The 20,129-nt window shown below is 44.5% G+C and carries 16 protein-coding genes; 15 read left to right on the top strand and 1 reads right to left on the bottom strand.

Going from position 1 to position 20,129, the window contains the following annotated elements:
• The first annotated feature begins 45 nt into the window (after positions 1-45).
• From pgsA to mutL, 14 genes are all read left to right on the top strand, one after another.
• The gene (gene pgsA / locus D5S11_RS04525; protein WP_007409821.1) at positions 46-627 is read left to right on the top strand and encodes a CDP-diacylglycerol--glycerol-3-phosphate 3-phosphatidyltransferase; all 582 of its coding nucleotides are present in this window, start codon (positions 46-48) and stop codon (positions 625-627) included.
• Positions 628-644: 17 nt separating this feature from the next.
• Positions 645-1,895 carry a competence/damage-inducible protein A gene (locus D5S11_RS04520; RefSeq protein ID WP_007409822.1) on the top strand — a complete coding sequence of 417 codons (1,251 nt, stop codon included), beginning with the start codon at positions 645-647 and terminating at the stop codon, positions 1,893-1,895.
• A 170-nt stretch (positions 1,896-2,065) separates the two neighbouring features.
• Entirely contained in the window at positions 2,066-3,109 is a 1,044-nt protein-coding gene (gene recA / locus D5S11_RS04515; protein ID WP_003154145.1) for a recombinase RecA, read from the top strand.
• Positions 3,110-3,276: 167 nt separating this feature from the next.
• The gene (locus tag D5S11_RS04510; protein WP_007409824.1) at positions 3,277-4,458 is read left to right on the top strand and encodes a serine hydrolase domain-containing protein; all 1,182 of its coding nucleotides are present in this window, start codon (positions 3,277-3,279) and stop codon (positions 4,456-4,458) included.
• A gap of 292 nt (positions 4,459-4,750) precedes the next feature.
• Positions 4,751-6,310: a ribonuclease Y gene (gene rny, locus D5S11_RS04505; protein WP_003154140.1), complete on the top strand. Its 1,560-nt coding sequence runs from the start codon at positions 4,751-4,753 to the stop codon at positions 6,308-6,310.
• 60 nt (positions 6,311-6,370) lie between these two features.
• Positions 6,371-7,165 (top strand): TIGR00282 family metallophosphoesterase, encoded by a 795-nt coding sequence (locus D5S11_RS04500; protein WP_003154137.1) that lies wholly within the window; start codon positions 6,371-6,373, stop codon positions 7,163-7,165.
• A 199-nt stretch (positions 7,166-7,364) separates the two neighbouring features.
• Positions 7,365-7,625 (top strand): stage V sporulation protein SpoVS, encoded by a 261-nt coding sequence (gene spoVS / locus D5S11_RS04495; protein WP_003154135.1) that lies wholly within the window; start codon positions 7,365-7,367, stop codon positions 7,623-7,625.
• Between the two features lie 257 nt (positions 7,626-7,882).
• The gene (gene tdh / locus D5S11_RS04490) at positions 7,883-8,929 is read left to right on the top strand and encodes an L-threonine 3-dehydrogenase (protein WP_032866039.1); all 1,047 of its coding nucleotides are present in this window, start codon (positions 7,883-7,885) and stop codon (positions 8,927-8,929) included.
• Between the two features lie 12 nt (positions 8,930-8,941).
• A complete protein-coding gene (locus D5S11_RS04485; RefSeq protein WP_108724968.1) occupies positions 8,942-10,120 on the top strand; it encodes a glycine C-acetyltransferase in 1,179 nt (392 codons plus the stop codon).
• 142 nt (positions 10,121-10,262) lie between these two features.
• Positions 10,263-11,792: a tRNA (N6-isopentenyl adenosine(37)-C2)-methylthiotransferase MiaB gene (gene miaB / locus D5S11_RS04480; protein ID WP_003154116.1), complete on the top strand. Its 1,530-nt coding sequence runs from the start codon at positions 10,263-10,265 to the stop codon at positions 11,790-11,792.
• Positions 11,793-11,794: 2 nt separating this feature from the next.
• On the top strand, positions 11,795-12,226 hold the full coding sequence (gene ricA, locus D5S11_RS04475) for a regulatory iron-sulfur-containing complex subunit RicA (protein WP_003154113.1): 432 nt from the start codon (positions 11,795-11,797) through the stop codon (positions 12,224-12,226).
• Positions 12,227-12,478: 252 nt separating this feature from the next.
• Complete coding sequence (gene cotE, locus D5S11_RS04470) at positions 12,479-13,024, top strand: outer spore coat protein CotE (RefSeq protein ID WP_003154111.1); 546 nt, start codon at positions 12,479-12,481, stop codon at positions 13,022-13,024.
• Between the two features lie 118 nt (positions 13,025-13,142).
• Positions 13,143-15,728 carry a DNA mismatch repair protein MutS gene (mutS, locus tag D5S11_RS04465; RefSeq protein ID WP_007409829.1) on the top strand — a complete coding sequence of 862 codons (2,586 nt, stop codon included), beginning with the start codon at positions 13,143-13,145 and terminating at the stop codon, positions 15,726-15,728.
• Positions 15,729-15,743: 15 nt separating this feature from the next.
• Positions 15,744-17,621, top strand: a complete 1,878-nt coding sequence (gene mutL / locus D5S11_RS04460) for a DNA mismatch repair endonuclease MutL (RefSeq protein WP_007409830.1) — start codon at positions 15,744-15,746, stop codon at positions 17,619-17,621.
• Positions 17,622-17,672: 51 nt separating this feature from the next.
• On the opposite strand, the gene D5S11_RS04455 is transcribed toward mutL, so the two are convergent.
• Entirely contained in the window at positions 17,673-18,287 is a 615-nt protein-coding gene (locus tag D5S11_RS04455; RefSeq protein ID WP_108724967.1) for a site-specific integrase, read from the bottom strand.
• Between the two features lie 437 nt (positions 18,288-18,724).
• Between D5S11_RS04455 and D5S11_RS04450 the strand changes: the two genes are divergently transcribed.
• The gene (locus D5S11_RS04450) at positions 18,725-19,027 is read left to right on the top strand and encodes a hypothetical protein (RefSeq protein WP_007409833.1); all 303 of its coding nucleotides are present in this window, start codon (positions 18,725-18,727) and stop codon (positions 19,025-19,027) included.
• Positions 19,028-20,129 lie beyond the last annotated feature (1,102 nt).

Genomic DNA, 20,129 nt, shown 5'->3' with positions numbered 1-20,129 from the left:
GATGACTTTTTCTTCACGTCCGAGTACATATATTGGAGGGGCTTTATGTTTAACTTACCGAATAAAATCACACTGGCAAGAATCGCTTTAATTCCTGTATTTATGATTATCATGCTTGTTCCTTTTCAGTGGGGCAGCGTTCATATAGGGGATGAATCGATTCCGGTCGCGCATCTTACGGGAGCTGTTTTGTTCATTATCGCATCAACGACTGACTGGGTGGATGGCTACTACGCCAGAAAACTGAACCTCGTGACAAATTTCGGGAAATTTTTAGATCCGCTGGCTGACAAACTGCTGGTGTCCGCGGCATTAATTACGCTTGTGCAGTTTGACCTTGCGCCGGCGTGGATGGTCATCATCATCATCAGCCGCGAATTTGCCGTAACGGGATTAAGACTTGTGCTGGCGGGAACGGGGGAAGTTGTAGCCGCCAATATGCTGGGGAAAATTAAAACATGGGCTCAGATCATCGCTGTTGCCGCGCTTTTGCTGCATAATCTTCCGTTTGAGCTCGTTTCTTTCCCGTTCGGCGATATCGCTTTATGGGTGGCCGTGCTCTTCACAGTCATTTCCGGCTGGGATTATTTTGCGAAGAACTGGGATGCGTTAAAAACATCTAACTAAGAAAGAAGGACTTAAAGATGGAAATAGCAAAAAAAGCAGAAATCATTGCAGTCGGCTCGGAGCTTCTGCTCGGCCAGATCGCCAATACGAACGCGCAGTTTATCAGTAAAGAGCTGGCGGAAATCGGTGTAAACGTGTTTTATCATACCGCTGTCGGTGACAATCCGGAGCGGCTTAAGCAAGTCATCCGCATTGCCGAAGAGCGCTCAGACCTGATTATTTTTTCAGGCGGCCTCGGACCGACCAAGGACGATTTGACGAAAGAAACCATTGCAAACACACTGGGGCGCCCGCTCGTTCTGAATGACGAAGCGTTCCGGTCGATCGAAGAATATTTCGCGAAAACAAAACGGACCATGTCGCCGAATAACCGCAAACAGGCGCTCGTCATTGAGGGCTCAGACGTTTTGGCGAATCATTTCGGCATGGCGCCGGGAATGCTTGCAGAGCACGGCTCAAGGCTTTATATGCTGCTTCCCGGGCCGCCGAGCGAGCTGCGTCCGATGTTTGAAAATGAAGCGAAGCCGCTGCTTCTTAAAAAGCTCGGTTCTAATGAGAAAATCGTTTCAACCGTGCTGCGGTTTTTCGGAATCGGTGAATCCCAGCTTGAAGCTGATTTAGAAGATATCATTGATGCGCAGACGAACCCGACGATTGCCCCGCTCGCTGCTGACGGAGAGGTCACGCTGCGTTTAACGGCGAAACATGCCGACGAAAAAGAAACAGAACGGCTTTTAAAAGAAACGGAAGCCGCCATTTTAGAACGTGTCGGTGAATTTTTCTACGGATATGATGATACGTCTCTGGTGAAGGAGCTTTCAAAAGCATGCAGACAAAACGGAATTACGATTTCTTCTGCCGAAAGCTTTACAGGCGGCCTGTTTTCAGAGTGGGTGACTGATTTAAGCGGTGCGTCTCAACTATTTGCAGGGGGCGTTGTCTGCTATTCCGACAGCGTGAAACAGCATGTGCTCGGCGTGAAAGCTGAGACGCTCGCAGAAAGCGGAGCGGTCAGCAAAGAGTGTGCGAAAGAGCTTGCAGCCGGTGTGAGAAAGCTGACCGGAAGCGATATCGGCATCAGCTTTACCGGGGTTGCGGGTCCCGACCCGCAGGAAGGGCATGCGCCGGGCCGCGTCTTTATCGGCATTTCAGCGGAAGGAAAAGAAGAGGTGCACGAATTTAACTTTGCCGGCTCAAGAACCGGGATCAGAAAGCGCGCCGCTAAATACGGCTGCCATCTCATTTTAAAAATGCTGGATCAAAAATAAAGTTTTAAAGAGCCGTTTTCTCTGATTTTTAAGTTTTATAAGGGAAATTATGCTCTTTTGCAGAAAAGCGAACGCGGAAAAAATCCGAATATGCGTTCGCTTTTTTCTTGGCAAATGCCAGTAAACAAGGTATAGTATATGTAGTGGCAAGATAAAGGAGGAAAAAATAAATGAGTGATCGTCAGGCAGCCTTAGATATGGCTCTTAAGCAAATAGAAAAACAATTCGGCAAAGGTTCCATCATGAAGCTCGGAGAAAAAACGGATACAAGAATTTCAACGGTGCCAAGCGGTTCCCTTGCACTTGATACCGCTCTCGGAATAGGCGGATACCCGCGCGGACGGATTATTGAAGTATACGGACCTGAAAGCTCAGGTAAAACGACTGTAGCGCTTCACGCAATCGCTGAGGTTCAGGAAAAAGGCGGACAGGCAGCATTTATTGATGCTGAGCATGCTCTTGATCCTGTTTACGCGCAAAAGCTCGGTGTCAATATCGAAGAGCTTCTGCTTTCTCAGCCGGATACGGGAGAGCAGGCGCTAGAGATTGCTGAAGCGCTGGTGCGAAGCGGAGCTGTTGATATCGTAGTCGTTGACTCTGTTGCGGCGCTTGTTCCAAAAGCTGAAATTGAAGGTGACATGGGTGATTCACACGTCGGTTTACAGGCGCGTCTCATGTCTCAGGCGCTCCGAAAGCTTTCCGGCGCCATCAATAAATCTAAAACAATCGCAATCTTTATTAACCAGATTCGTGAAAAAGTCGGCGTTATGTTCGGAAATCCGGAGACGACACCGGGCGGCCGTGCGCTGAAATTCTATTCTTCCGTGCGCCTTGAAGTGCGCCGTGCCGAGCAATTAAAGCAGGGCAACGACGTGATGGGGAATAAAACGAGAATTAAAGTCGTAAAAAACAAAGTCGCTCCTCCGTTCCGTACGGCTGAAGTGGACATTATGTACGGTGAAGGAATCTCCAAAGAAGGGGAAATCATCGACCTTGGAACTGAACTGGATATCGTGCAAAAAAGCGGTTCGTGGTATTCTTATGAAGAAGAACGTCTCGGTCAGGGCCGTGAAAACGCCAAGCAGTTCTTAAAAGAAAATAAAGACATCATGCTGATGATTCAGGAACAAATCCGTGAATATTACGGTTTAGACAATAACGGTGTAACGGACAAAGCGGAAGAAGTTCAGGAAGAGATGGAATTAGAAGAATAAAAACACGATCAAAAGAGCGGAATAAGCAATTTCCGCTCTTTTTTTGTGTGTTTCAAAAAAACACTGGCTGTTTCGGAAAATTTTATCTGGAATGTTACAACTTTTTTCACCCTTTACTCGTCTAACATCATGGCGAAAGTTGAAATTATATCTGAGGAGGAAAAAAGATGACGAGCCCCCGCCGCACAAGAATAAATAAAAAAAGAAAGAAGAAGCTGATGAAAACGGGAGGGCTGTTTCTTTTTCTGCTGCTTGTCACTGTTTTTATTATGATCTGGACCGTCACAGCGCATCACCGGGAGAAGGAATCCGTTAAAAACGCTCCCGCCGCTCAATCTGATACTTCAAAAGACCAGACTCAACAGAAAAAAGAAAAGACGCAAAAAGAGAAAACACCTAAATCAATCGATCACAATAAACAGATCAGCAATTACTTGCAACAGATCGGGTTCAGCGGCACAGCAATGATCGTAAAAGATGGAAAAGTTGTGCTGAAAAAAGGCTTTGGCTATGCGGACCGAAAACAAAAAATTAAAAACAATCCGGAGACATCATATTATATCGGTTCTTCACAAAAAGCGTTAATCGCGACGGCTGTCCTGCAGCTTGAAGAAAAAGGGCTGCTGCAGACGAGTGACCCCGTCAGTACATACTTGCCGAATTTTCCTAACGGCACGCGCATTACATTGAAAAACCTGCTCAATCATACGTCCGGCATAAACGGGCATATTGAGGGACAGGGACCGATTTCTCCAATTGATTTAATCAAGGATATAGAATACCGCGGAATTAAACGGCAGCCCGGGGTTTGGGATTACAGGGATTCCAACTATTCAGTGCTTGCTTATATCGTATCTCAAGTCAGCGGGGAGTCTTATGAACAATATATAAAAGAACACGTGTTCAAACCGGCCGGAATGAAGCATGCCGGATTTTACAAAACATTTGCCAAAGCCAAATATCCTGCCGTCGGCTACAAAGTCGATGAGAGCGGCAGTCTTGTAACGCCGCACCTTTTGGACTTATCGCAGCTGTACGGGGCGGGCGACATGTATATGAGCGCTGAAGATCTCTATAAATTTGATAAAGCGATCGTAAACGGCACGCTCCTTTCAAAAGAAAGCTTCACAAAAATGTTTACAGCAGGAAGCAGTGCCGCTTACGGCATGGGGTTTTACATTGATCCGGGAAGCTATTCCAATCACGGTGTTATGCCCGGTTACAACATTTTGAACAGCTTCAGCCATTCGGCAAGCAAATATGTCATATTACTGTCAAACATTCAGAATAACGCCAAATTAGGACAGGTAAACAATAGAATTTACCAATTGCTTAACCAGCCGGACTAACAGAGCCGTCATTCACGAAAAGCGGATCTAGGTATGGTATGATATATACATGGGCGAAGATCCGAGCTGAAGGCGAATCGTTAAGCTGGCAAGCTTGACAAGTATTTCCGACACAATTACAATGAAGTTGTAACATTTGTTTTTTTAACATGATTGTTAAACCATTTAAACTTGACAAGGGCGTGAGAGACTCATTCCCTGTGAAGGTTCTGTATGTTGAGAAAATCAGACAATGTACATGCCGGCACTTATTTAAGCAAAAACCAAGTTCATAGCAAGAGGAGGTGAAAGTATGACCCCAATGACGGTTCTCATCTCCATTTTGCTGACTCTGCTCGGTTTAGTTGTTGGCTACTATGTTCGTAAAACCATTGCCGAAGCAAAGATTGCGGGCGCACGCGGTGCTGCCGAGCAAATCCTTGAAGATGCAAAGCGTGATGCTGAAGCACTGAAAAAAGAAGCTCTGCTTGAAGCAAAGGACGAAATCCATACACTTCGAATAGATGCTGAACAGGAAGTTCGTGAAAGACGAAATGAGCTTCAAAAACAAGAAAACCGTTTACTTCAAAAAGAAGAAAATCTTGACCGTAAACATGAAGGAATTGATAAACGGGAAGCGATGTTGGAGAAGAAAGATCATTCTCTGAATGAACGACAACAACATATTGAAGAGATGGAAAGCAAAGTGGATGAGATGATTCGTATGCAGCAGTCAGAACTCGAACGCATTTCGAGCCTGACACGGGATGAAGCGAAACAAATCATTCTTGACCGGGTTGAAAATGAGCTTTCACATGACATCGCCATCATGACAAAAGAAACCGAAAACCGTGCGAAAGAAGAGGCAGATAAAAAGGCGAAAAACATTCTGTCGCTTGCTTTGCAGCGCTGTGCAGCAGATCATGTTGCCGAAACGACGGTATCGGTCGTCAATCTTCCGAATGATGAGATGAAAGGACGTATCATCGGCCGTGAAGGGCGTAACATTCGTACGCTTGAAACGCTTACAGGTATTGACCTGATTATTGATGACACACCTGAAGCAGTCATTCTTTCCGGATTTGATCCGATCAGACGGGAGACGGCAAGAATCGCTCTTGATAAACTCGTTCAGGATGGCCGTATTCACCCGGCGCGCATTGAAGAAATGGTTGAAAAATCCCGCCGTGAGGTAGATGACTATATCCGGGAAATGGGTGAGCAGACGACGTTTGAAGTCGGCGTTCACGGCCTCCACCCGGATCTGATCAAGATCCTCGGCCGGTTGAAATTCCGTACAAGCTACGGGCAGAACGTACTGAAACATTCTATGGAAGTTGCGTTTTTAGCAGGTTTAATGGCTTCCGAGCTTGGAGAAGATGCAAAGCTTGCCAAGCGGGCCGGTCTTCTGCATGACATCGGAAAAGCAATTGACCATGAAGTGGAAGGAAGCCACGTGGAAATCGGAGTGGAGCTTGCGACCAAATATAAAGAGCATCCAGTCGTCATTAACAGTATTGCGTCACACCACGGAGACGAAGAGCCGACTTCCATTATCGCCGTTCTGGTTGCTGCCGCTGATGCACTGTCAGCCGCAAGACCGGGTGCGAGAAGTGAAACGCTCGAAAACTATATCCGCAGACTTGAAAAGCTTGAAGAAATCTCCGAGTCTTACGAAGGTGTTGAAAAATCATTTGCGATTCAGGCCGGCCGTGAAGTTCGCATCATGGTGAAGCCGGACTCCATTAATGATTTAGAAGCCCATCGTTTGGCACGTGATATCCGTAAACGAATTGAGGACGAGCTTGATTATCCGGGCCACATTAAAGTGACCGTAATCAGAGAAACTCGAGCCGTAGAGTATGCAAAATAAAGTGATGCTTAGCGCATCACTTTATTTTTTTGAGTCCCTGAAAAGGAAGGAATGGAATGTATGAGAATTTTATTTATCGGAGATGTTGTCGGTTCCCCGGGCCGCGACATGGTAAAAGAATATGTCCCGAAACTGAAAGCGAAACATAAACCGCATTTTACAATTATTAACGGAGAAAATGCAGCACATGGAAAAGGACTGACAGAAAAGATCTACCACAGCCTGATGGAAGCGGGAGCAGATGCCATTACAATGGGAAACCATACGTGGGATAAAAGAGAGATCTTCGACTTTATTGATGATGTGCCGCATCTTGTCCGGCCGGCGAATTTCCCGGAAGGTACGCCGGGCAAAGGCATTACTTATATTAAATCGAACGGAAAAGAGCTTGCCGTCATTAATTTACAGGGGCGGACGTTTCTTCCGCCGCTTGATGATCCGTTTGCTAAAGCGGATGAATTAATAGAAGAAGCGAAAAAGCGCACGCCGTACATTTTTATTGATTTTCACGCCGAAGCGACAAGCGAAAAAATTGCGATCGGCTGGTACACAGACGGAAGAGCCTCTGCCGTGGTAGGCACCCATACACACGTGCAAACGGCAGATAACCGCATTTTGCCGAAAGGAACGGCATATATTACTGATGTAGGCATGACGGGTCCGTACGACGGAATTCTCGGTATGGACAGAGAAACGGTCATCAAGCGGTTTAAAACCAATCTTCCCGTCCGGTTTACGGTGGCGGAAGGTAAAACTACACTGAGCGGAGTGCTCATTGACATCGACGATCAAACGAAAAAGGCCGTAAATATCGAACGGATATTAATCAATGATGACCATATGTTCTTTGAATAGGTGATCATGTGTTTATTTTATAAAAATATTAAAAGGAAAAGCAGGAATATAGCAACTTCTTAGTGAATATAGTAGAAATGGAAGGTAGCCCGCTATTTTTGAAAAGCATTGTGGGGATGGCTTTTTGGATAGCAACATCTAATAATGATTGTTCTAATGAACACTCACTTATCCATTGTAAAACTAAGGGGGAGCAGAAATGGAAATCTTAAAAGTTTCAGCAAAATCAAGTCCAAATTCAGTAGCAGGCGCGCTTGCCGGTGTATTGAGGGAACGCGGAGCCGCCGAAATTCAAGCAATTGGGGCGGGTGCCTTAAACCAGGCTGTTAAAGCGGTTGCGATTGCCAGAGGCTTTGTCGCGCCAAGCGGCGTAGATTTGATTTGTATTCCGGCTTTTACAGATATACAGATTGACGGAGAAGAAAGAACGGCGATTAAGTTAATCGTCGAACCCCGTTAAAAACAAAAACATGATATTCTCAACCTGCTTGCGTAAGGCGAGCGGGTTGTTTTTATTGTTGTCATATTTTCTCACAATATTATATTAATAGTACGAAGAGATGATAAATGGCTTTATTCATATAATATTCAAAAAAAATCCCGCCCATTTTTCCGGACGGAAGCAGTTGTTTTCATGGAGTGGACACTGGTATTTACCTCCTTTTTATCTCATGTTACAATCCAGTTATTACAGTGTTTTTTCGAGGAGGAGTGTACATGTTGGGAGGAAAGATGAAAGCTATCGTCAAAAATGAAAACGCTTTCGGAGCAACTCTGAAAGAAATTCCCATACCTTCCATTAATGAGAATGAAGTTCTCATTAAAGTACAGGCCGCATCTATATGCGGTACAGATGTGCATATTTATAATTGGGATCAATGGGCTCAGAAACGAATCAAAACACCTCAAGTATTCGGACATGAATTCAGCGGTATCGTAGCGGAAACGGGCAAGCACGTCACAAATGTCAAAATAGGTGACTACGTTTCGGCTGAAACCCACTTCGTCTGCGGTACTTGTGTCCCTTGTTTAACAGGAAAACATCATGTGTGCACCCATACAAAGATCCTCGGCGTAGATACAGCCGGTTCCTTCGCTGAATATGTCAAAGTGCCGGCTCGAAATGTTTGGAAAAATCCCGCTGATATGGACCCCGCCGTCGCTTCTGTTCAAGAGCCGCTTGGCAACGCGGTGCATACGGTGCTGGAAAGCAGCCAGCTTGCGGGCGGTTCCGCTGCAATTATCGGCTGCGGACCGATCGGGCTGATGGCGGTGGCAGTGGCTAAAGCGGCCGGTGCATCCTGTATTGCGGCCATTGATAAAAATGATTACAGGCTGGCTCTTGCGAAGAAATTGGGAGCCACGATCACCATTTCAGCTGATAAGGAAGATCCGCTTGAGGTGATCGACACCTTAACAGGCGGAGAAGGGATCGACCTTGTCTGCGAAATGTCAGGCCACCCGGCAGCTATAGCACAAGGATTAAAGATGGCGGCCAACGGGGGAAGGTTCCACATGCTGAGTCTGCCGGAACGTCCGGTGACGGTTGACCTGACAAATGACGTGGTGTTTAAAGGACTTACCGTCCAAGGCATCACAGGCAGAAAAATGTTTGAAACATGGCGGCAGGTATCGCACCTGCTTGAATCCGGCCTTGTTGATCTGACGCCGGTGATCACGCATCAGTTTCCGCTTGAAGACTTTGAAAAAGGGTTTGACCTGATGAGAAAGGGCCAGTGCGGCAAAGTCATTTTGATTCCATAAGGGGAGGGTTCTATAATGAAAGAATTTGAATTTCTAAAAGCAGAGCTTGATAAAATGAAAGAAAATAAAACGTGGCAGCAAATGAAACAAATTGAAACGAAGCAGGGTCCGTCGGTGCAAGTCAAAGGGGAAAACGTGATACAGCTTTCATCGAACAATTATCTCGGTTTGACGTCGCATCCAAGGCTTGTCGAAGCGGCCAAACGCGCCGCGGAAGAATTCGGAGCGGGTACGGGGTCCGTCCGGACAATCGCCGGAACATTCACAATGCACAATGAGCTGGAGAAAAAATTGGCAAACTTTAAAAAAACAGAAGCGGCACTTGTTTTTCAATCGGGGTTCACAACGAATCAGGGCGTCTTATCAAGCATTCTTACAAAAGAAGATATCGTGATCTCTGACGAACTGAACCATGCTTCCATCATTGACGGGATCAGGCTGACGAAAGCAGATAAAAAGGTGTACCGCCATGTTGATATGGACGATTTGGAAAGGGTGCTGAAAAAATCAATGAATTACCGCATGCGCCTGATCGTCACCGACGGCGTATTCTCAATGGACGGCAACATCGCTCCTTTGCCTGACATCGTCAAACTTGCAGAGGCGTACGATGCCTTTGTGATGGTCGACGACGCGCATGCTTCCGGCGTACTCGGAAAAAACGGAAGGGGAACGGTTAATCACTTCGGGCTTGACGGAAGAGTCCACATACAGGTGGGCACATTAAGCAAAGCCATCGGAGTGCTTGGCGGTTATGCCGCAGGGTCGCAGGTTCTGATCGATTACCTGCGCCATAAAGGGCGTCCTTTCTTATTCAGCACTTCTCATCCGCCTGCGGTAACGGCCGCATGCATAGAAGCCATTGACGTCCTGCTGGAAGAGCCGGAGCATATGGAAAAGCTATGGGAGAACACGGCGTATTTCAAAGACAAACTGGTTCAAATGGGGCTGACCCTCACAAAAAGCGAAACACCGATCGTGCCGATATTAATAGGGGAGGAAGAAAAAGCCCAGGCATTATCAGACCTTTTATTGACCCGCGGCGTCTTTGCACAAAGCATCGTGTATCCGACGGTCGCCCAAGGAAAAGCGAGAATCCGCACCATTATTACGGCGGAGCATACAAAAGAGGAGCTTGACCGGGCCCTGGAAGTAATCCGTTCAGCCGCAAAAGAGCTGCAGCTTGTGTAAGGGGGAAATGATTCCCTCTTTTTTATTTCTTATTGATTCTTATTCTCAATAAGGTGTACAATAATAGGCTGGCGGTTGTGTCAAACGCTTTTAACCAGTATACTTGAGGGTGGAAGTTTCGGTTGAAAGGAGACATTCGAACATGAATGAAAAGCAAAAGCAGGAAAGCGGACAAGTGAATCCGGCGGACAAAAAATCCGAAAAGGATTACAGCAAGTATTTTGAAGCCGTATATATTCCGCCTTCTTTAAAAGATGCGAAAAAACGGGGCAAAGAATCCGTTCAATATCATAACGATTTTAAAATCTCAGAAGAATTTAAAGGCCTCGGTGAAGGCAGGAAATTTTATATCCGCACGTACGGATGCCAAATGAACGAGCATGATACGGAAGTCATGGCGGGTATTTTTATGGCGCTCGGTTATGAAGCGACAAATTCGGTTGATGACGCGAACGTTATTTTATTAAACACTTGCGCTATCCGGGAAAATGCTGAAAACAAAGTGTTCGGCGAGCTCGGCCATTTAAAGGCGCTCAAAAAAAATAACCCGGACTTGATTCTCGGCGTCTGCGGCTGCATGTCACAGGAAGAATCAGTCGTAAACCGCATCCTTAAGAAGCACCCGTTTGTCGATATGATTTTCGGCACGCACAACATTCACCGTCTGCCGGAACTGTTATCAGAGGCATATTTATCAAAAGAGATGGTCATTGAAGTGTGGTCGAAGGAAGGGGATGTCATTGAAAACCTTCCGAAAGTCCGCAACGGAAAAATTAAAGGCTGGGTCAACATTATGTACGGCTGTGACAAGTTCTGCACATACTGCATCGTACCGTATACCCGCGGAAAAGAACGAAGCCGCCGTCCTGAGGAAATTATCCAGGAAGTCAGAAGACTTGCAAGCGAAGGCTATAAAGAAATCACACTGCTCGGTCAAAACGTGAATGCGTACGGAAAAGATTTTGAGGATATGACGTACGGACTCGGTGATTTAATGGACGAACTGCGTAAAATTGATATTCCGAGAATCCGATTCACGACGAGTCATCCGCGTGACTTTGATGATCATCTGATCGAAGTGCTCGCCAAAGGCGGCAACCTTCTTGACCATATCCATCTTCCGGTTCAATCAGGAAGCTCAGCGATGTTAAAAATGATGGCGCGCAAATATGACAGAGAACGCTATCTGGAGCTTGTCGGAAAAATTAAAGCGGCGATGCCGAACGCTTCACTGACGACCGATATTATTGTCGGTTTTCCGAATGAAACCGATGAACAATTTGAAGAAACGCTTTCGTTATATCGCGAAGTGGAATTTGACAGCGCATATACGTTTATTTACTCTCCTCGTGAAGGCACGCCGGCAGCGAAGATGAAAGACAATGTTCCGATGAGGGTCAAGAAAGAACGTCTTCAGCGCCTCAATGATTTGGTGAAAGAAATTTCAGCCAAAAAAATGAAGGAATATGAAGGCAGGACTGTCGAAGTATTAGTTGAGGGAGAAAGCAAAAATAACCCTGACATTCTTGCCGGCTATACGGAAAAAAGCAAGCTCGTCAACTTCAAAGGGCCGAAAGACGCCATCGGCAAGATTGTACGCGTCAAAATCGAACAGGCGAAAACATGGTCGCTTGACGGTGTGATGGCAGGAGAAGCAATCGAGGTGAAATAATAATGACGCTTTACTCAAAGAAAGACATTGTACAGCAGGCTAGGAACCTTGCGAAAATGATTTCTGAAACAGAAGAAGTTGATTTTTTCAAACGCGCCGAGGCGCAGATTAACGAAAATGAAAAAGTCTCCGCGATTATTAATCAGATTAAAACTCTGCAAAAGCAAGCCGTTAACCTGAAGCACTACGAAAAGCTTGAAGCGCTGAAACAAGTGGAAAGTAAAATTGACGCCCTGCAGGAAGAACTTGAAGGGATTCCGATCATTCAAGAATTCAGAGATTCCCAGATTGAGGTCAATGACCTTCTTCAGCTTGTCGCACATACGATCTCAAATCAGGTGACAAACGAAATCATTACATCTACCGGAGGCAACCTGCTGACGGGAGAAACCGGTTCAAAAGTAAAACATTCGAATAACAGCTGTTCTATTTAAACACGGGGCCTTCATCGGCCCGTGTTTTTTTGCTGTTTGAGAACTAATTGTAATATGTACTAAATTTTCATTGACTCACCGTTTTGTCCCATTTTACTGGAAAGTTTTATCATACTTAAAAGTAAAGTTTCTGGGCAGGGCTGCATACAATGAAACAGAAACTTTGTATTTTTATATTTTTATTATAAAAATGCACATGAGACAAATGCCCAGCATAAGATAACACGAAGAAGAACAAGGAGGCCTGCCGGAATGTCTGAATACAGGGAAATTATTACGAAAGCGGTAGTTGCGAAAGGAAGAAAATTCACCCAATGCACCAACACGATCTCACCTGGAGAAAAACCGTCAAGTATATTGGGCGGCTGGATTATCAACCACAAGTACGATGCCGAAAAGATCGGGAAGACTGTAGAAATTGAAGGGTATTATGATATAAACGTCTGGTACTCTTACGCCGATAATACAAAAACGGAAGTTGTAACCGAGAGAGTAAAGTATGTCGATGTGATTAAACTCAGATACAGAGACACAAATTACTTAGATGACGAACACGAAGTCATTGCCAAAGTGCTGCAGCAGCCGAATTGTCTTGAAGTCACCATTTCTCCTAACGGAAATAAAATCGTGGTTCAGGCAGAGAGAGAATTTTTAGCAGAAGTGGTCGGTGAAACGAAAGTCGTCGTCGAAGTCAATCCTGACTGGGAAGAAGACGATGATGATGATTGGGAAGACGATCTTGATGAAGAATTAGAGGACATTAACCCTGAATTTTTAGTCGGAGATCCTGAAGAATAAGTTGAGGCTAGGGGAGTTTAACACCCCAAGTCTCTTTTTTATATATAAAGATATCACTCTTTTGTTTATGTTATAATGGGATTCGGATAAGAGAAGATACATAGTGAGGGATTAAATGATGGCTAGTTACACGCCTATGATACAGCAATACTTGAAGATAAAGGCAGAGCACCAAGATGCCTTTTTATTTTTTCGGCTTGGTGACTTTTATGAAATGTTTTTTGAAGATGCAAAAAAAGCGTCACAAGAGCTTGAAATTACACTGACAAGCAGAGACGGAGGTTCGGCTGATAAAATTCCGATGTGCGGCGTGCCTTATCATTCCGCGGCGGCTTATATTGAACAGCTGATTAAAAAGGGCTATAAAGTGGCGATCTGTGAACAGACGGAAGATCCGAAGGCGGCTAAAGGCGTTGTAAAAAGAGAAGTCGTCCAGCTGATCACACCGGGAACCGTGATGGATGGAAAAGGCATCCACGAGTCGGAAAACAACTTTATCGCTTCCGTTTCCGAATTTCGTGACGGATACGGTCTCGCTTTATCGGACTTAACGACCGGAGAAAACCTGGCCGTATTTATTGAGCGGATTGAAGATGTCATGTCAGAAATTTACTCAGTCGGCGCAAAGGAAATTGTCGTATCGAGCAAGTTTAACGAACATACAGCTGCTCAGCTGAAAGAACGGTGCGGCGCCACGATTTCCATCGAAGACGGGGAAATAACAGAACGCATTGAAATCGCAAAGCACTTGCCGGGCGAAGAGCTGACAGAGACGTTTATGCGTTTATATACGTATTTGCAGAAAACGCAAAAACGGAGCCTGGATCACCTGCAGCCGGTTCAAGTATATGAATTGGAAGAAGCGATGAAAATTGACCTGTATTCAAAACGGAATCTTGAGCTGACGGAAACGATCCGTTCTAAAAGCAAAAAAGGGTCATTGCTTTGGCTTTTAGACGAGACGAAAACAGCGATGGGCGGCCGGCTTCTCAAACAATGGATTGACCGCCCGCTGATCAGGGCATCCCAAATCGAAGAACGCCAGGAAATGGTCGAGACGCTGATCAATCATCTGTTTGAGCGTGAAGATCTGCGAGAGCGCCTGAAGGAAGTATACGATTTAGAACGTCTGGCGGGCCGGGTCGCATTCGGAAACGTCAACGCAAGGGATTTAATCCAGCTGAAAGAATCTTTAAAACAAGTGCCGAGCATCAAAGAGCTTGTAGGGTCTCTTAACCATAAAAAAGCAAAAGAACGCGCCGGCTTGATTGATCCGTGCGGAGATTTGCTTGACCTGTTAGAAGAAGCCCTTCATGAAAACCCGCCGTTATCGTTAAAAGAAGGCAATTTAATTAAAGACGGCTATCATCAGAAGCTCGATGAGTACCGTGACGCCAGCAAAAACGGTAAAGACTGGATTGCCAGACTGGAGCAGCAGGAACGCGCTTATACGGGCATCCGTTCATTAAAGGTCGGTTTCAATAAAGTGTTCGGCTATTATATTGAAGTCACAAAAGCAAACCTTCATCTGCTTGAGGACGGACGGTATGAGCGGAAGCAGACCCTCACAAACGCCGAACGGTACATTACGCCGGAATTGAAGGAAAAAGAAGCGCTTATTTTAGAAGCGGAAAACAACATCTGCGAGCTGGAATATGAGCTTTTTGCCGGACTGCGTGAAAAGGTGAAACAATTTATTCCGCGTCTGCAGCGTCTTGCCAAACAAATGAGTGAGCTGGACGCACTGCAATGCTTTGCTACGATCAGTGAAAACAGGCATTACACAAAGCCCGTCTTTTCTGATAATGAAGTAAAAGTCATTGAAGGGAGACACCCCGTCGTTGAAAAGGTGATGGACAGTCAAGAATACGTCCCGAACAACTGCCTGATGGGCGATTCGCGGGAAATGCTCCTGATTACGGGTCCGAATATGTCAGGTAAAAGCACGTACATGAGACAGATCGCACTTCTATCGATCATGGCCCAGATCGGCTGTTTTGTGCCCGCGAAAGAAGCGGTTCTGCCGATTTTTGATCAAATCTTCACGAGAATCGGGGCAGCGGATGATTTGATTTCCGGACAAAGCACCTTTATGGTGGAAATGCTGGAAGCGAAAAACGCGATTGTGAACGCCACAAAAGACAGCCTGATCCTGTTTGATGAAATCGGCCGCGGGACATCAACGTACGACGGAATGGCGCTGGCACAGGCGATTATTGAATATGTCCATGATCATATCGGCGCTAAAACACTGTTCAGCACGCATTATCATGAGCTGACGGTGCTTGAAGATAAGCTTCCTCAGCTGAAAAACGTTCATGTGCGCGCAGAGGAATATAACGGAACGGTCGTGTTTCTCCATCAAATCAAAGAAGGAGCCGCAGATAAAAGTTACGGCATTCATGTCGCCCAGCTTGCCGAGCTCCCGGACGATCTGATCAGCCGCGCGCAGGAGATTTTGAAACAGCTTGAGCAGACGGGAGATAAACCGGAGCTTCCGGCGGTATCTGAGAAAAAGTCCGCCGTCAGAGAAGAACCGGCACAGCTGTCCTTTTTTGCTGACGGTGAAAAAGAACAGAAGGCACCGGCTGTTTCTAATAAAGAAAAACAAGTGCTTGAAGCTTTTAAGTCAATCAATATTCTCGATATGACGCCGCTTGAGGCGATGAATGAAATGTACAAGCTGCAAAAAAAATTAAAATAGAAAGAGGTGACGGACTTGGCAAAAGTCATCCAGCTGTCAGATGAACTCTCGAATAAAATAGCGGCCGGCGAGGTGGTCGAACGGCCTGCCTCAGTCGTTAAAGAATTGGTGGAAAACGCCATCGACGCAAACAGCACAGTCATTGAAATCGACATAGAGGAAGCGGGGCTTTCGTCGATTCGGGTGCTCGATAACGGCGAAGGGATGGAAACCGATGATTGCAAGCGGGCTTTCCGCCGCCACGCGACCAGTAAAATCAAAGATGAAAACGACCTGTTCCGGGTGAGAACACTCGGTTTCCGCGGAGAAGCTTTGCCAAGTATCGCGTCTGTTTCTCATCTGGAAATCAAAACGAGCATCGGCGAGGGAGCGGGAACCCATCTCATTCTTCAGGGCGGGAATATCATTTCTGAGCAGAAATCCTCCAGCAGAAAAGGAACGGAGATTATCGTTACCAACCTGTTTTTCAATACACCCGCCAGATTGAAATATATGAAAACCGTGCATACGGAGCTCGGCAATATTACGGATGTTGTCAACCGGATCGCTCTTGCGCATCCGGAAGTATCGATCCGTCTCCGCCATCAGGGGAAAAATCTGCTGCAGACAAACGGTAACGGGGACGTGCGCCATGTGCTGGCCGCAATTTACGGGACGGCGGTTGCGAAAAAAATGATACCGCTCCATGTCAGCTCGCTTGATTTTGAAGTCAAGGGCTACATTGCGCTTCCGGAAATCACGCGTGCATCCAGAAACTACATGTCATCTGTCATTAACGGAAGATACATTAAGAATTTCCCGCTTGTAAAAGCGGTGCATGAGGGCTATCACACACTACTGCCGATCGGCCGCCATCCGATTACGTTTATCGAAATTACGATGGACCCGATTTTGGTCGATGTCAATGTCCATCCCTCGAAGCTTGAAGTCCGCCTCAGCAAAGAGACGGAGCTGCATGAGCTGATCCGTGACGGGATAAAGGAAGTGTTTCAAAAGCAGCGGCTGATTCCGAGCGCCCAGCTCCCGAAAAAATCCGCGCCGGCACCGGCCAAAAACGAACAGCAATTTATGACATTCGAGGAAAGCGCGCCTGAGCGGAAACTTCCTGAAAAAACGCCGGAGCCGTCTTACTCACCGATGAAGCTGAGTTCGGTCGTAAAAGAGCCTGAGCCGGTAATAGAAGAAGAGTCCCTGCCGGATGAAGCGGGTCACGGAGTGCCGCCGAAGATCGGCATGCCGGTAACGGAAGCGCATGTTTCCGATATTCCGGAGCCTGAAGAGGAGGCTGACTCTGAAGAAATACGGGAAGAAAGAGTTCCGGTGATGTATCCGATCGGCCAAATGCACGGGACATATATTTTAGCCCAAAACGAAAACGGCTTGTATATCATTGACCAGCATGCTGCACAAGAACGGATTAAATACGAATATTTCCGGGAGAAAGTCGGGCAGGTCGAGCCTGAAGTGCAGGATATGATCGTGCCGCTCACCTTTCATTATGCGGCAAATGAGGCGCTGATCATTGACCAGCATCAGCATGAGCTTGAAAGCGTCGGAGTATTTTTAGAAGCATTCGGCACGAACAGCTACATCGTCCGCTGCCATCCGGCCTGGTTTCCAAAAGGGGAAGAAGCTGAACTGATTGAAGAAATCATTCAGCAGGTGCTTGACGCCAAACAGATCGATATTAAAAAACTGCGGGAGGAAGCGGCCATTATGATGAGCTGCAAAGGCTCAATCAAAGCGAACCGCCATTTGCGAAACGACGAAATCAAAGCGCTCTTGGATGACCTGCGCCGAACGACAGACCCGTTCACATGCCCGCACGGCCGGCCGATCATAATTCATCACAGCACGTATGAGATGGAGAAGATGTTTAAGCGTGTGATGTAGAAGGATTCTGTGAGGGATTTATCTCTCGTGCCCACATTTTGCCCACTGATTTTAGCTGTTTAGGTATTCATCAAACCGATTAATGCTTTTTTGATTGTGATTCTGCAAGATATGGATATAGACATCAGCTGTCATTTTCACATCCGTATGACCGAGTCTCTCACTTGCAAATTTGATATCTGCACCACTTTCTAGCAGCATAATGGTGTGTGTGTGTCTCAAACCATGTGGAGTAATGTGGTGCAGATCAGTTTTCTTTAGCAAGGAATCTATGACTTTATCAATTCCAAACGGTCCAAGGTCATCTCCCTTATGGTTGATAATAAAAAAGGGAGACTGGTTATAATTATCACCGTGTTTTATTTTATTTTCTTCTTGCCATTCCTTAAACTTTTTCATCTCTTTAATTAAAGTGTCATCGATGCTTATAGTTCTAACACTTTTACGGGTTTTAGGTGCTATGATTCCAAACTCGTTCTTAGATTTAGCAATCCTTAAAGTTTTGTTATTAAAGTCAATATCGGACCAATATAAAGCAATGAGTTCACCTTTTCTTAAGCCGGTCCTTAAAAGAGTTAAAGCGATCATGTGATGATATTTAGAAGATTTTGCTGCCTCCATAAAGACAGATACTTGTTCCTTGTCCAGGTAATTGTCTTTAAGCATTCTATAATCCGAATCTTTTTTTATAGAAATGTTTTGATATTATCAGGAATTGTCTTAACCATCTTACTAAAGCCGCAAGCTGATGAGCGGACTGAATAACTTCAAATACAGATTCACAGCAGACCGCAATCATATTGCGGTTTTTCCATTTGTGCAAATTACGGGGATAGTAGTAAAATCAAATAAAAGAAAAACAGGGGAGGACTAAAAAACTTAATCGTGTAGCTTTAAAATAAAGATTGATTATGTAAAACAAAGTCCGATAATTTATAAAAAAGTTTGATAGAATCACATTAACAATACAGATTTTTAGAATTCAACAAACGGTCCATTTAATGGCACAATTAATTTGTGATGCAAGTTAAAATTTGTTATCATCAATAACAATAGAATTAAACTAAAGATTATTTAAACAGCATAGAAAGGGGGGAAATGCTTTGAATATAAATTTAATATTATTTGTCTCATCAATTAATCAAGAACCTACAGAGGAAAATACTCAAACATTAGTGAAAACATTTGAATCTGACTTTCGCCCTCAAGTAGGAGATATAATTGACGATCCTGGATTTGATTCAGGTTTCCATAATGGATACGAGGTGGTAAAAGTTACAATAAATTATACTTCAAATGAGTGCCTTGTTTCACTGACGCCGTTAGCAATTGAAGTTGAAAAAATTAGTGTTGAAGATTATATAAAAAAGCTTAAAACACATGGGTGGAGTATTCAGTCTAGGTAGCACTCAGCAGTTTTTATTATAAGGTACTATTCCTCAGACTGCGCGTTTGTTGAAGATTCTAGACATAAAATGATCAAACTTTTTTATAAAACGATGATTGAAATGAATATAGAAAAAACGTGTTTTGATCAATCTTTTTTTCAAAACACGTTTTTTCTATTTGTACTTTTATCAAGGTTTATTAAGTTCATTTAATCAAACTTTATTTTAAGGCTACAAATCGCTTTCTCCCCGCTTAAATTAAAAGCCCAACTTTTTAGAGTTTGGGCTTTTTTAGATGATGCAATTTTGTATTTTGTCTTACGGAACCTCTCCTTGTCGCATGAGACTTTTTACAACTGCACGTAAATCTATTTCGCTTTTTCCTGTTTTTCTCTTTAACTGGCCTTTTACATCGGTAGCTCATGTTAAGTATAATACGGTATATTTCCTTTCTGAGTCAGCATATCTTTCATTCCCTTAAATTAAAAAGTTAAGACTATTTCTTAGATATATAAACATCCGCTATATTTATAATAGGGGTTCGCTTAAATTTAATTTTGTAACCATTCTCGGTCCACTCATCATCATATTTATTATCATCAAAAAAGGAGGCTGCTCTCTTTATGTCTAACCATGCTAATTTAATAAAAATATTTACCCAGAAAACTATTAGAAGCTCTGAAATATCAATGTTTTGAGTAATCATGGTTTATTGTCAAAAAACTAAAAATAACAGTACGTATGAGATGGAGAAGATGTTTAAGCGTGTGATGCAAGAACAATGATTTATGTGAGACTAAACCGTTATTTGCCCACAAGTAGCCTTACTAGTTTGAATGACCCAGCCTGTCAGAGATAACTTTTGAGTTTTTTAATTTCTGGTATAATTGTTGCATCTGTATGCCGTAAATCATGAAAATAATTTGTTTAACATCCAGCTGCTTTTCTTTCATATAAAAATTGTTTATGGATAGTATTTGGGGTGACAGCGCAGCATCTTGTGTTTGGTGTAACCGTCTATATGTCACTGCATTAATAGTGAAATAATGGAGAAAACGATTCCTTAAAATCTTAAAGTTATCTGTGAAGAACCAGGTGACTACCCTGAGTTATATAGATG

Source organism: Bacillus sp. L75, from assembly GCF_003676355.1.
GTDB classification, from domain to species: Bacteria; Bacillota; Bacilli; order Bacillales; family Bacillaceae; genus Bacillus; species Bacillus velezensis.
This window is presented reverse-complemented; position numbering and strand designations above follow the sequence as displayed.

Excerpts from the sequence above, each read along its gene's own strand:
- tdh (WP_032866039.1), top strand. The coding sequence starts at position 7,883 with ATGTTGGGAGGAAAGATGAAAGCTATCGTCAAAAATGAAAACGCTTTC.
- D5S11_RS04520 (WP_007409822.1), top strand. The coding sequence starts at position 645 with ATGGAAATAGCAAAAAAAGCAGAAATCATTGCAGTCGGCTCGGAGCTT.
- miaB (WP_003154116.1), top strand. The coding sequence starts at position 10,263 with ATGAATGAAAAGCAAAAGCAGGAAAGCGGACAAGTGAATCCGGCGGAC.
- rny (WP_003154140.1), top strand. The coding sequence starts at position 4,751 with ATGACCCCAATGACGGTTCTCATCTCCATTTTGCTGACTCTGCTCGGT.
- D5S11_RS04455 (WP_108724967.1), bottom strand. The coding sequence starts at position 18,287 with ATGCTTAAAGACAATTACCTGGACAAGGAACAAGTATCTGTCTTTATG.
- pgsA (WP_007409821.1), top strand. The coding sequence starts at position 46 with ATGTTTAACTTACCGAATAAAATCACACTGGCAAGAATCGCTTTAATT.
- recA (WP_003154145.1), top strand. The coding sequence starts at position 2,066 with ATGAGTGATCGTCAGGCAGCCTTAGATATGGCTCTTAAGCAAATAGAA.
- cotE (WP_003154111.1), top strand. The coding sequence starts at position 12,479 with ATGTCTGAATACAGGGAAATTATTACGAAAGCGGTAGTTGCGAAAGGA.
- D5S11_RS04510 (WP_007409824.1), top strand. The coding sequence starts at position 3,277 with ATGACGAGCCCCCGCCGCACAAGAATAAATAAAAAAAGAAAGAAGAAG.
- ricA (WP_003154113.1), top strand. The coding sequence starts at position 11,795 with ATGACGCTTTACTCAAAGAAAGACATTGTACAGCAGGCTAGGAACCTT.
- spoVS (WP_003154135.1), top strand. The coding sequence starts at position 7,365 with ATGGAAATCTTAAAAGTTTCAGCAAAATCAAGTCCAAATTCAGTAGCA.
- mutS (WP_007409829.1), top strand. The coding sequence starts at position 13,143 with ATGGCTAGTTACACGCCTATGATACAGCAATACTTGAAGATAAAGGCA.
- D5S11_RS04500 (WP_003154137.1), top strand. The coding sequence starts at position 6,371 with ATGAGAATTTTATTTATCGGAGATGTTGTCGGTTCCCCGGGCCGCGAC.